10 protein-coding genes are annotated in these 12,477 nt (G+C 37.5%); 7 read left to right on the top strand and 3 right to left on the bottom strand.

Annotated features, from left to right (window positions below; translation table 11 throughout):
• Positions 1 to 120: 120 nt before the first annotated feature.
• Positions 121 to 600: a MerR family transcriptional regulator gene (locus IGK81_RS01410; protein ID WP_010720251.1), complete on the top strand. Its 480-nt coding sequence runs from the start codon at positions 121 to 123 to the stop codon at positions 598 to 600.
• A gap of 173 nt (positions 601 to 773) precedes the next feature.
• On the opposite strand, the gene IGK81_RS01405 is transcribed toward IGK81_RS01410, so the two are convergent.
• Positions 774 to 1,325, bottom strand: a complete 552-nt coding sequence (locus tag IGK81_RS01405) for a PadR family transcriptional regulator (protein WP_034699266.1) — start codon at positions 1,323 to 1,325, stop codon at positions 774 to 776.
• Between the two features lie 103 nt (positions 1,326 to 1,428).
• Between IGK81_RS01405 and IGK81_RS01400 the strand changes: the two genes are divergently transcribed.
• From IGK81_RS01400 to IGK81_RS01390, 3 genes are all read left to right on the top strand, one after another.
• The gene (locus IGK81_RS01400; protein ID WP_034699269.1) at positions 1,429 to 1,959 is read left to right on the top strand and encodes a phenolic acid decarboxylase; all 531 of its coding nucleotides are present in this window, start codon (positions 1,429 to 1,431) and stop codon (positions 1,957 to 1,959) included.
• 295 nt (positions 1,960 to 2,254) lie between these two features.
• Positions 2,255 to 3,871 (top strand): hypothetical protein, encoded by a 1,617-nt coding sequence (locus tag IGK81_RS01395; protein WP_374188438.1) that lies wholly within the window; start codon positions 2,255 to 2,257, stop codon positions 3,869 to 3,871.
• A gap of 219 nt (positions 3,872 to 4,090) precedes the next feature.
• Complete coding sequence (locus IGK81_RS01390; protein ID WP_034699274.1) at positions 4,091 to 4,825, top strand: hypothetical protein; 735 nt, start codon at positions 4,091 to 4,093, stop codon at positions 4,823 to 4,825.
• Positions 4,826 to 4,937: 112 nt separating this feature from the next.
• Here the strand turns inward: IGK81_RS01390 and IGK81_RS01385 are convergent, their stop codons facing one another.
• The gene (locus IGK81_RS01385) at positions 4,938 to 5,771 is read right to left on the bottom strand and encodes an endonuclease/exonuclease/phosphatase family protein (RefSeq protein ID WP_034699277.1); all 834 of its coding nucleotides are present in this window, start codon (positions 5,769 to 5,771) and stop codon (positions 4,938 to 4,940) included.
• A gap of 254 nt (positions 5,772 to 6,025) precedes the next feature.
• The gene (locus IGK81_RS01380; protein WP_034699280.1) at positions 6,026 to 8,203 is read right to left on the bottom strand and encodes a PTS transporter subunit IIBC; all 2,178 of its coding nucleotides are present in this window, start codon (positions 8,201 to 8,203) and stop codon (positions 6,026 to 6,028) included.
• A gap of 306 nt (positions 8,204 to 8,509) precedes the next feature.
• On the opposite strand from IGK81_RS01380, the gene IGK81_RS01375 reads away from it, so the two are divergent.
• The 3 genes from IGK81_RS01375 to IGK81_RS01365 are packed head-to-tail and all read left to right on the top strand — an operon-like array spanning position 8,510 to position 12,477.
• Positions 8,510 to 10,804: a glycoside hydrolase family 65 protein gene (locus tag IGK81_RS01375; protein WP_034699283.1), complete on the top strand. Its 2,295-nt coding sequence runs from the start codon at positions 8,510 to 8,512 to the stop codon at positions 10,802 to 10,804.
• Positions 10,797 to 11,462, top strand: a complete 666-nt coding sequence (pgmB, locus tag IGK81_RS01370) for a beta-phosphoglucomutase (protein WP_034699286.1) — start codon at positions 10,797 to 10,799, stop codon at positions 11,460 to 11,462. Before IGK81_RS01375 ends, pgmB begins: the two co-directional genes overlap by 8 nt.
• Entirely contained in the window at positions 11,455 to 12,477 is a 1,023-nt protein-coding gene (locus IGK81_RS01365; RefSeq protein ID WP_034699289.1) for an aldose epimerase family protein, read from the top strand. The genes pgmB and IGK81_RS01365 overlap by 8 nt, the downstream gene beginning before the upstream one ends.

The following is a 12,477-nucleotide window of genomic DNA, read 5'->3' as shown; positions in this document are numbered from 1 at the left end:
AATTCTTTCTGAAACCACTTGAATACTTTAGTCCTATTTCGTTCATTTGTCAACCTACTTGACACATAAGTTATCCCAAGTATAATTAAGGAAAGTTAGACAACAAAAGGAGGGACAAAAATGGTAGGAGCATCCCTGAAACGTTTATTAGAAAATGATCATTTACTGGTAGGAATCAGTGAACTAAGTGAAATTGTCGGTGTGTCTCCACGTCAGTTACGATATTGGGAACAAAAAGAATTCATTCGTTCCGTTTCTACTGGTGTGAATTGTCCTCGAAAATATCAATTACCTACTGTTATCAAGGTTGAGATTATCAAAAAATATTTAGATGAAGGCTATACGTTGAACAAATCAGCTGAAAAAGCCGAAGAACGTCTAAAAAAAATGAAGCATGTCCGCAAAGTTTTTTCCAAAGCAATCAAAGAAATCGAATTGATTGATGAAAGATATACTGTTTTATTAATCGGTGATTTCAAAGAGACAACTGAAGACTCAAAACTTTATATCATCCACGATGAAGCAACAGATGAACTCACGTATAAAATTGTCCCCGTAAGCGAAAAAATTGATTTCGAACAATTATTGAAAAATCTTTAAGCAATGGAAAATAAAATGTAGTCAAATATCCCAATTTCTCATGTGTTTTACCAAAACAGTTTAAGAAATTGACGATAATCGACTACATTTTTTGCTTCTTTTCTATCTTTTTCAGTTTGCTACTATCAATAAAATAAAAAATAAAATTTATTTTCTATTCTCTATTCCATTTATTATCTCTGTCTTTTTTGCTCTTCTAATACGCTCGTCAACCAATTCGCATATTCTGTTTCTCGATTGATCGCATGGGATAAAATCAAATAGTGCCCATAATTTTCTTCTTGTTCTTTTCTTGTTGGAAATATCCTCTCTTGGCGTGCCAATAGATGTGCTCGCTTTTCTTCATGGAGATCCCGTTGCTGCTCAATGATCTCTCTCAACATCGGATCATTCACATCTTTCACAAAATATAATTTCAACACAAACTCGTCTCGATTGACTGGTAATTCATTCGTTGGCGTCCGAATCCATTCGTTTAACAATGCCTTTCCTTCATCCGTTAATTGATAGACTTTCTTCTCTAATTTCATCCCTGTAATTTCAACTTCATGTTTGATGATCCCTCGTTCTTCCATTCTTGCTAATTCAGGATAAATTTGACTATGCTTCGCTTGCCAAAACTCACCGATTTCATTTTTGAACGATTGGTTTAATTCATAGCCTGTCATCTTTTTTTTACTCAACAATCCTAACAAAATATAGCGTAGCGTATTTTTTCTCGCCATGCTCTCTCCTCCTTGACAAATCCTTTTATTCATTCTATCATAATCACGTAATCAAAAACATGTACTTTATTACATGTTTTAATTTAAAAGGAGCTGTTGTTTCATGAAAGAATTTAAAGAACTAGAAGATTTTATTGGTACACACTTTATTTATACGTACGATAATGGTTGGGAATATGAATGGTATGCTAAAAATGACCATACTGTCGACTATCGAATTCACGGCGGAATGGTCAAAGGCCGTTGGGTCAAAGATCAAGAAGCAGATATCGTTAAGTTAACAGATGGCGTCTTCAAAATTACTTGGACTGAACCAACTGGTACTGACGTGGCCTTGGATTTCATGCCCAATGAAAAAAAATTACATGGAACGATTTTCTTTCCTAAATGGGTTGAAGAACATCCTGAGATCACAGTTACTTTCCAAAATGAACATATAGCTGAGATGGAAGCAGCACGTGAAAAATATGAAACTTATCCAAAATTGTTAGTACCAGAGTTCGCTAACATTACTTATATGGGCGATGCTGGTCTCAATAATGAAGATGTCATTAGTGAAGCTCCTTATGAAGGAATGCCTAGTGATATCCGAGAAGGTCGTTATTTTGATAAAAACTATAAACGGATAAAATAAGAATCATTCGTAGATTTGACTATTAGTCTTATACGAATAGGGAAAAACAACCATAGCATCTCATACTATGGCTGTTTTTTTTATTAACTATTGATCTAAATAAAGCGAGCAACAAAGGATGTATTTTGAAAATTTCCTGTAATAATGATAATTTTTTTCATATTTTTTCGAATTTCTTGCCACTCTTTTAGGTAAGCTTTATGATTAAATAAGTTACACTATCAAAAAAGGAGTATGACAATTGAAAAAATATGTTCCGTATTTGACAATTTTACTATTTGCATTCTTATTTGTTATGCCAAATATCCTAACACATGACCTTATCATTGGAGCAGATGCACCATTTCATTATAACCGTTTTTACGATGCCGCTGAACAATTCGCTAATTGGGATTTCCATTATTTCCCTTCCATGTATGGATTTCAGCAAAGCGGGCGTATCGTCAATGCGATCTATGGTCCGTTGTTTGCTTATTTTCAAGGCTTGATCGTTTTAGTTTCAGGCAGTTGGTTCCACTATCAAATCTTATCAAACTTTATTCTCTTTGTGATTTCTGGTTGGTCGATGTTGACACTATTGAATTATGTACAGGTGAAAAAATGGGTCAGCATACCAATCTCGGTATTATTTATGACGACTTATTCCATTCAATATTGGGCAATCAATCAGGGCTTTACCAGTTGGGGCACCTGTTTTTATCCCTTATGCATGATTCCATTAGTGGACTTTGTTGTTCATAAAAAATTTCCTGTCTTGAAAGTTACCTTTTCAATTGCACTGATGACTCAGATCCACTTACTGTCCACCGTTATGTTGGTACTGATGTATATCCCTTTTTATCTTTATTATTTCTTTACTCAGACAGAAAAAGGCAAAGCAATCGGGCAACTGATCAAATCTGTCCTCTTTTATTTTGTACTAACAGTAAATATTTGGGCAGGATTAGCTATCGTCTATGGTGGAAATAAGATTTTGCCACCTTTTGTCAACCGAGAAATGAGCCAAAAAGCAATCAATCTGGATGGCAGCTATTGGCTAGCATATCCCAAGATTTTCCCAATTTTTTTATTGATCGGACTAATACTGTATCTTCTTTTCCGCCGTCACTACGACATTTTTACAAAGTTACTTTTACGCACAAGTCTTGGATTCTTCCTACTTTCAACCAGTTTGATCCCTTGGACAACACTAGTGGAAAAAGAGGTACCTTTCGTAAGCTTGATCCAGTTTCCTTTTCGTTTCTTTGTCCCATTTACCTTGCTCTTTCTACTCTTTTTAGCGCTTGCGCTAAATCAATGGGAAAAGAAAAATTGGTATCGTGCGTTGAGTGTCCTATTTCTCTTTGTCGCTTCTGCACAAACGATCCAAAACCTCTATCAGCATCTGGATAAATGGCAAGACGAAACATTTGTCAGCCGTCACACGTATCTCTTTGATACACCAGCAGAGGCAAGAAAAACATTTTATGACCATGATATGTCGACTAGTTTATTCGTTTTTCAAAAGACAACACCCGATTATCTACCAATCTATCATGAAACTAAAGCAAATAAATATGATCGCTATAATGAAGAAATCTTGGAAGGAGAAACCACGTTCATTAAATCTCATCCTGGAGGACGTTTAACGATCAAATGGAAAAACACTGGGGAAGAAACTGTCCATTTACCAGTCATTGTCTATGACCGCACAGTGTTACTGCAACACGGCAAAAAATTGACAGATTATCAATTAACAGATATCGGTACTCCTATCGTCAAACAGCACAATGGAATCAATGAGATCACTCTCTATTATGATTTACCAATTTTCTTTTACTTTGTGATGGCATTCTTCCTGATTGGTTGGTTCGTTTTGATCGGACTCTTTGTCAAAAATCGTTACCAGGTTGGGAGGATAACTAAAAAATAAGGGACTTGCTTCTGTGGATCAAAAAGAGAATATCTCAACACGGAAGCTGTCTCTTTTTTATACCTTTTTATAAAATAGCAAACAAATCGTCAAATATAGTAGTCCTAATAAACGAATCGTGTTAGTAGCTACTTTTTTTTCTAAACATAAGAAAAAATATTTATTTACTCTCTTCTTTTATAAACTATACTAGAATACAGAAAAGAAGGAGTGATACATATGCCTCAAACAACGAATCGACAATTGACTTTGAAAAAAAAAATTGGACATGCTTTTGTTCATCAATCTACGAATACTACCCTTAATACTGAGTCTCACCTTGAAATGATACTTAAAGATCCACCTGAGGATTCGCTATCAATTAAAGAATCAACTGATGAACAGCTGTATGAGCTGCCAAATAGTAAGACTGAGTCGCTATATGTAACTGTAATTGGTGATCGATCACCTACGCCCATTTCAAATGTTCGATCAACGAGTGAATCAACTTGTATTAATGACCAAGATTATTCTAAAAGAAATACCATTTTAGACATTTTAAAAAAAACTGCAAACTCTCCTGAAGAGGTAAAAGAGCTGACAAGCATCATAGAGCAGTTAATTAATGAACTGCCACATCGTGAGCCTAGCGGTGAAGATCTGCAACCTCATGAGCCTAAAATCAAAGATTCCCTCGTTGTACTTTTGAATCTTTTAGATAACTTGCCAATTCTAACCGATTCCGATAAAGATCGATTTATAGACCATTTTGATATTTTACATGAGGAAGTACTACATAGTACCAATTTACAAAAAAATACACCGGTAACTAAAGAGTCCAACTCCTTGAAAAAAGTTCGAGACCTCATTTCTGCCCCGCGGAAAAAAAGTCCAGCCGAGTTAAAAAAACAATGCAGAGGCCAAAGAAACAGAGAATTTTATTGCCTTCCTCCTTGGTGCTTCCCATCGCACTAACAGTCATTTCATTATCTAATCAAATTTCTGCACGTAGCTGAAGCTGTTGCAAACAAAAAGTCCCATAGAAAGGATGTATCCATTTTTCTTTCTATGGGACTTTTTGATTATTTTATTGAATGGGGCTGACCGTTATCTCTACTCCATAATGGTCACTTACAATGATTTCTTGTTTTCCATCAAAAATACTACGATAAGAAGGAACTGAGAATTCCTGTGGTACATAGATATAATCGATTCTTAACTGCTCTGTATTCGTTTCCCATCCATCGATTTTCTCTTCAATGGTTGCCTGACCATGAACTTCTTGGGCAACAGTATAGGAATCGACAATCGCAAGAGGGCTTTTTTCAACCAAGCGATAGCCTGCCTCTCCTGCTGGGTTGTTAAAATCCCCCATTAAAAACAGCGGATTTGAGAGATTAGCTAAGTGTTCCATCAAGCAATGCCATTCAAAAGCAAAGCCCTTCGTTTCATCTATCCACCAAGAAAAATGACAGCTTGCTAGAGTGATTGTTTGGTCATCGATCATCGTCTGACTGATCAAAATTTTCCGAGTGTGGTAATCCTCTTTTTGCTTTGTTTCAGAAACATAGATTGCTTCACTGGTTAGCGGTGTCTTAGAAAGCAGCGCGTTCCCCTCTTCATAAATTCCATAACCGACATGACTCATTTCCCAACTCCAATAATAGTCTTTCCCTTGTTTGGCTAAGTAGCGCACCAAACAATAAGCAAAATTATCGACATGGACGGGCGATTGTTCTATAACTGGACAAAAATTATTTAATTCTTCATTCACGATACTTTCGGAAGTGATTAATTGATTGACTTCTTGTAAAGCAATCACATCATAATCTGCTTGACAGATTTTATCTACGATCTGGCGCATCTTTTCTTCTGGTGATTCTTCTAACCAGCTATGTGTATTCAAAGTCATCATCTTCATCTTCAATTCTCCTTATTGATTAAAACTTACTTCATTTCTTTTATGATAGGATAGCCATGGATCATTAGCTGTGATTGTTTACCCGCTCGCAGATATTCAAAAAAATAAGTCTGAGAACTCAAAAACGAAGTATAGCGTTTTCGTGTTTTCAGACTTATTTGAGAAACAGAAAAACTGACTATCGGAAACCAAATAAGGAATTAAATTTGGTACTGGTCATCTTACTCATTATTGTTGGGTGTCTTTTATGATGATCACAGTTTTATTTCGCCAATTACTGTTCCTAATTCCGTTGGTCCTAAATGTTTGAGAATCATTTCATTGACTTTCCCATCCGTAAATACCACCATAATCGTTATATCTTTTCCTTCATTTTTGATTTCGGTTAGATTCATTTGTGCCAGTTTTGTTCCTGCTTCAACGGTCTGACCTTCTGTTACCAGGATTTCAAAAGCTGGTTGATCCATTTGGACTGTGTCGATTCCCATATGGATTAGTACTTCTGCACCTTCTTCTGTTTCCATTCCAATAGCATGTTTGGTTGGAAAAATACTAACTACTTTCCCAGTAATAGGTGCCACAACTTCACCAGTCGTTGGAATAACAGCAAAGCCATCACCCATCATTTTCTTTGAAAAAACAGGATCGTTGACTGTTGCCAAGTCTATCACTTCACCAGCTGCTACAGTCTGCAACTCTTTTCGTATACCTAACGTTTGATTATTAGCTGTTTCTTTTTCAACAACAACTTCTTCTACTGGAGCAGGAATAGGCGCCCCCGATTGAAGCAAATCTTCGATATCTGATTTTAATACATCGGCTTTTGGACCATAGACAGCTTGTACACCATTATCTTTGACGATTAGCCCCATAGCGCCTGCACGTTTCCATTCTTCTTCTGAACCTACTTTCTCACGATCAGCTACACTTACACGTAAACGTGTCATACACGCATCTACATCTTTGATATTATCTTTCCCGCCTAATAAGTGAATGATTTTGATGATTTGTGGGTCTGACGTGCCAGCTTGGACTGTCGTTTGTTCTCCATTCCCATTGCTATCGTTACTGTCACTATCATAATTACCATTACGCCCTGGTGTAGCAAAATTGAATTTTTTGATCATGAAGTTTGCCACAAAGTACGTAACGACTCCAAACAAAATGACGCAAATGACGAAGTTAAGCAAATCGCCACCAAGTCCCGCTTTCATCGCTAGAGGAGTTCTAGTTAACAATTCGATATTTCCAAAGGAATGAACACGTAACGGTAATAAATCTGCCATTGCAAATGCTGCCCCTTGGATCACAGAATAAACAATATAAAGTGGAACTGCAGCAAACATAAACATAAATTCTAATGGTTCAGTAACCCCTGTTAGAAAAACAGCTAATGCAGCTGAGAAATACATGGAACGATAGCGCGCTTTTTTATCAAGATCAACATTTCGATACATGGCTAAAGCTAACCCCATTAAAATACCAGAAGAACCAATCATTTGTCCCACTTTAAAACGAGCTGGTGTCCAGTTGTTCAACACAAATTCATACTGTGACAAATCCCCCGCACCTTTTAAATTGACCAAATCAGTAGCCCAAGCTAACCATAAAGGATCTTGTCCAAAGACTTGCGTTCCTGCTTGTGCACCAGATAAGATTTCATACGTGCCCCCTAATTGCGTATAATTGATCGGAATCGTCAACATATGATGCAAACCAAAAGGTAACAATAATCTTTCTAAGGTACCATAAAGAAATGGCGCTAAAACCGGTGCACTTTCTTGTGACTGAGCAATCCAAAGACCAAAATTATTAATACCTGCTTGGACATTTGGCCAGACAACAGCCAATACTAAAGCTACAATCGTTGACCAAAGAATCACTACAAAAGGAACAAATCGTTTTCCATTAAAGAAAGATAACGCATCAGGTAATTTACGATAATTGTAATATTTATTATAGGCCATTGCACCAACAAAACCAGCAATAATCCCTACAAACACGCCCATATTCAACGCAGGTGCCTCTAATACACTAGTAAAAAATCCTTTGACCATGATCTTCGTGCCAAATAATGTATGGGTAAAGGCATCTTCATTTGCTAGCATCTCACTCGTCACTCCGAAAATCGCTCCCGTGATCCGGTTGATCAAAACAAATGATATTCCTGCCGCAAAAGCACCACCTGCACGCTCTTTTGCCCAACTTCCACCTATTGCTAAAGCAAACAACAGATGTAAATTCCCGATGATCGCCCAACCAATATTTTCAATGACACCACCCGTTGTTACTAAAAAAGCTAAATCGGGATCAATCAATGGAATAGATTTCCCGATACTGATCATCAAACCCGCAGCTGGCATCACTGCCACAACAACCATTAAAGCTTTCCCAAATTTTTGCCAAAACTCAAAATTAAATAATTTCTTCATAACTCCTGCTCTCCTTTATGCAATCGGTTTCGTTGTTAGTTATTATAGCCTTTGTTTCTTTTTTTGTAAATGCTTTATTTTTGATTTTATTCACTTTCTACCCAAACAGTCGCTATCAGAAGAATCATTTTCTTTTCGCATTTAGTAGTAACTTATTATCAAAACAGTGAATGTTTTCCAGGAAAATTATCTTTTCATTTCTTTATTTTAAATCCCCGCTGAAAAATTCTGCTTTATTTATATTGACTTACGCAATCGGTTGCGTTTATTATAAACGTATCAATGAAATTATCTAGGAGGAGTACAATGAAACAAATCAAGCGCCTATTTCAAATTGATCCTTGGAAGATCAGCACCAACACATTAGATCGGGAAAATCTCCGTTTACAGGAATCTTTAACTAGTATTGGTAACGGATACATGGGCATGCGGGGGAATTTTGAAGAAGCCTATTCAGGTGATCATCATCAAGGAACTTATTTAGCTGGGGTTTGGTACCCCGATAAGACTCGTGTTGGCTGGTGGAAAAATGGCTATCCCGAATATTTTGGCAAAGTGATTAATGCAATCAATTTTATTGCCATGGATATCTATATCGATGAGCAATTATTAGACCTTGCTACAATCGAACCAGAAGACTTTTATTGGGAATTGAATATGAAAAACGGTGTGTTATCACGTAGTTACACAGTAACCACTGCAACTAACAAACTAAAGATCACCTTTGAACGTTTTTTAAGTATCGTCAAAAGCGAAGCTGCTTATATTCGTTTAACAGTTACGATGCTCGAAGGAAATGGCACGGTCAAAGTCATCTCTAAATTGGATAGTAACGTTCAAAATGAAGATAGTAACTATGATGAACATTTTTGGAATGAAATCGGTCGAGGTACTTCTGATGAAACAGCCTACTTAATGACCAAAACGATTCCAAATAATTTTGCGATCGAACAATTTACCGTAACAGCTGCCATGAGACATTTCGTGAATGAAGAATTAGCGCAACCAATTTACCACGAAGATACATTAGCCGTCCTTGGGGAATTTTCTTTCGACTTAACAACGAATCAATCCGTGACACTTGATAAAGAAGTACTTGTATTGACGAGCCGTGACATTCCCGAAGCACAGCAAGTCCAACAGATTCTCCAAGAATTTAGTGACTTACAAAGTCATTATCTGCAAGCAAAAGCAGAACAAACCACTGCTTGGAGCAAACGTTGGGCACTGGCTGATGTGGTGATCGAAGGTGACGAGGAAGCACAGCAAGGGATTCGTTTCAATCTTTTCCAACTATTTTCTACTTATTACGGCGAAGATGAACGTTTGAATATTGGACCCAAAGGCTTTACAGGAGAAAAATACGGTGGTGCTACTTATTGGGATACGGAAGCTTACGCTGTCCCTTTATATCTTGCTTTAGCAAAACCTGAAGTGACAAAAAATCTCCTTAAATATCGCCATAATCAATTGCCTCAAGCTATTCATAATGCCCAACAACAAGGGTTAAAAGGTGCCTTGTACCCAATGGTTACTTTTACAGGAGTCGAATGCCACAACGAATGGGAAATCACCTTTGAAGAAATCCATCGTAACGGTGCGATCGCTTATGCGATTTACAACTATACGAACTATACAGGTGACACCGCTTATTTGAAAAAAGAAGGGTTAGAAGTATTAGTTGAGATTGCTCGTTTTTGGGCAGATCGGGTTCATTTTTCAAAACGTCATAACAAATATATGATCCATGGTGTGACTGGTCCGAATGAATATGAAAACAACATCAATAACAACTGGTATACCAATACGATAGCTTGCTGGGTATTAACGTATACTAGGGAAAACTATTTAAAATTCCAAACAGAAACTACTGTAACGATCACTGATGAAGAACTAACGAATTGGCAAACCATTGCAGAAAATATGTATTTTCCTAAAGATGAAGAATTAGGTATTTTTGTCCAACATGATACATTTTTGGATAAAGAATTATTGCCGGTATCAGAGCTATCTCCTAGCGAGCTTCCATTAAACCAACATTGGTCTTGGGACAAAATTTTGCGTTCTTGTTTCATTAAGCAGGCGGATGTGCTACAAGGAATCTATTTCTTCAACGACTCGTTTAGTAAAGAAGAAAAACAACGAAACTTTGATTTTTACGAACCAATGACCGTTCATGAGTCTTCCCTTTCACCAAGCATCCATGCCATTTTAGCTGCTGAATTAGGTATGGAGGATAAGGCAGTGGAAATGTATCAACGGACAGCTCGCCTTGATTTAGATAATTATAATAACGATACCGAAGACGGCTTACACATCACGTCGATGACTGGTAGTTGGCTCGCAATCGTCCAAGGATTCGCTCAAATGAAAACAGATCACGAACAGTTACGCTTTGCTCCTTTCTTACCAAACACGTGGACAGCCTACTCCTTCCATGTGAATTATCGTGGTCGTTTATTATTTGTTTCGGTGTCTAGTGAACAGGTGCAATTGACCTTAGTATCAGGCGAAAGTTGCCCATTAAAGGTGTACGAAAAAACGTATCTTTTAGAAGACCAGTTAAAGGTACCTTTGCGTAAGGAGGAATTAGATGTTTAAAGGAGTTTTGTTTGACTTAGATGGGGTGATTACAGATACTGCGGAGTTCCATTATCGCGCTTGGAAAAAATTAGGTCAGGAAATCGGTGTTCCCATTGATCGAACATTCAACGAACAATTGAAAGGGGTTAGTCGAGAAGATTCACTTCGCTTATTGCTTTCCTACGGACAAAAAGAAAGTGAGTTTTCCCCACAAGAATTTCAAGAATTAGCGCACAGAAAAAATGAGTACTATCTTGAAATGATTCAAGCGATCACGCCTGCAGATGTTTTTCCAGGGATATTGCCATTACTTGAAGAATTGAGAGCAAACAAGATCAAGATTGCCCTTGCTTCAGCTAGTAAAAACGGACCTTTCCTCCTTGCTAAAATGGCATTAACGCCATTTTTCGATGCAATTGCCGATCCTGCAACGATCAAACTGGGTAAGCCGGCTCCCGATATTTTCTTATTGGCCGCAAAAGAAATTGGCTTATCCCCACAAGAATGCATCGGGATCGAAGATGCACAATCTGGGATCAAAGCAATCCGTGCTAGCGGGGCATTTCCAATTGGTGTTGGACGAATAGAAGATCTTGGAAAAGATATCCCAGTCGTACCTGATACGACTTGCCTTACACTAGACTATTTAAAAAATGAGTGGACACAGTATGTCTAAACCTTCCATCACTGTGATCCCCATTCCCAACACCAACTTGAAGCAAATCACATTGAAGAACGACGAACTCACAGTCGTTCTTCTCAACTACGGGGCAAGGCTTCATCAAATTCTAGCTCCAGATAAAAATGGTCACTTAGAAAATGTCTTATTATCTTATGATTCCTTAGAAGACGTTTTAAAAGATCAAAGCTATTTTGGGGCAACGATTGGACCAGTCGCTGGCAGAATTAAAAATGGCTCTTGGGCTGATCATCAGCTAGAAAAAAACGAAGGAAATCACCATATCCATGGTGGTTCAAACGGTTGGGCATTTCAGTATTGGGAGGTAGAAGTTTTTGAGACTCCTACAGCGATCGGTGTTGTTTTTTATTTGCAGGATACTTTTTCCGGTTATCCCGGTCCGATCACCGCAACCGTTACGTATCAGATTGTTCAAAATAAATTAGAAATGATCACCAAGACAAGCAGCTCGACTGAAACTATCTGCAACCCAACGAATCATGCGTATTTCAATCTTTCTGGCAATGGCAAACGAGATATCTACGATCATGAACTAACGATCCAAACAGATGGAATATTAGCCTTAGATCACGAAAAAATACCAACTGGTGAAGTGATCGCTCTCAGCGACTTACCGCTTAATTTTAAACACTCACATTCGCTAATGGAAATTTTAACGAATGATCCAAACGGACTAGATGATGCTTTTGTTTTAAGTACACCTAAACGAACGAAGAAAATACTTACCTTGACCGAAAAGCAAGCTGGTCGCCAGTTGTCTATAGCAACGACGAGCAAAAGTATGGTATTATTTTCTACGACTGGATTTGAAGCAGATTTTTTAATCAATGGCCAAAAAATGCACTCAAATTATGGGTTGGCAATTGAACCACAAGAACTTCCTGATGCCGTTCATTTCCCTGAATTTGGGTCAATCGCATTATATCCGGGACAAGAAAAAATTTGCTCTACCACTTATCAATTTCATCGTTTAAATGAAAAGCAAGTCTAG

It is taken from the genome of Enterococcus sp. DIV0703, assembly GCF_051711065.1.
In the GTDB taxonomy this organism is placed as follows: domain Bacteria; phylum Bacillota; class Bacilli; order Lactobacillales; family Enterococcaceae; genus Enterococcus_B; species Enterococcus_B hirae.
The sequence above is the reverse complement of the archived record's forward strand: the minus strand, read 5'-3'. Positions and strand labels throughout refer to the sequence as shown.

What these genes read in the sequence shown, in the direction of transcription:
- IGK81_RS01365 (WP_034699289.1), top strand. Translation starts at nt 11,455, where the DNA reads ATGTCTAAACCTTCCATCACTGTGATCCCCATTCCCAACACCAACTTG.
- IGK81_RS01410 (WP_010720251.1), top strand. Translation starts at nt 121, where the DNA reads ATGGTAGGAGCATCCCTGAAACGTTTATTAGAAAATGATCATTTACTG.
- IGK81_RS01375 (WP_034699283.1), top strand. Translation starts at nt 8,510, where the DNA reads ATGAAACAAATCAAGCGCCTATTTCAAATTGATCCTTGGAAGATCAGC.
- pgmB (WP_034699286.1), top strand. Translation starts at nt 10,797, where the DNA reads ATGTTTAAAGGAGTTTTGTTTGACTTAGATGGGGTGATTACAGATACT.
- IGK81_RS01400 (WP_034699269.1), top strand. Translation starts at nt 1,429, where the DNA reads ATGAAAGAATTTAAAGAACTAGAAGATTTTATTGGTACACACTTTATT.
- IGK81_RS01405 (WP_034699266.1), bottom strand. Translation starts at nt 1,325, where the DNA reads ATGGCGAGAAAAAATACGCTACGCTATATTTTGTTAGGATTGTTGAGT.
- IGK81_RS01395 (WP_374188438.1), top strand. Translation starts at nt 2,255, where the DNA reads ATGCCAAATATCCTAACACATGACCTTATCATTGGAGCAGATGCACCA.
- IGK81_RS01380 (WP_034699280.1), bottom strand. Translation starts at nt 8,203, where the DNA reads ATGAAGAAATTATTTAATTTTGAGTTTTGGCAAAAATTTGGGAAAGCT.
- IGK81_RS01390 (WP_034699274.1), top strand. Translation starts at nt 4,091, where the DNA reads ATGCCTCAAACAACGAATCGACAATTGACTTTGAAAAAAAAAATTGGA.
- IGK81_RS01385 (WP_034699277.1), bottom strand. Translation starts at nt 5,771, where the DNA reads ATGAAGATGATGACTTTGAATACACATAGCTGGTTAGAAGAATCACCA.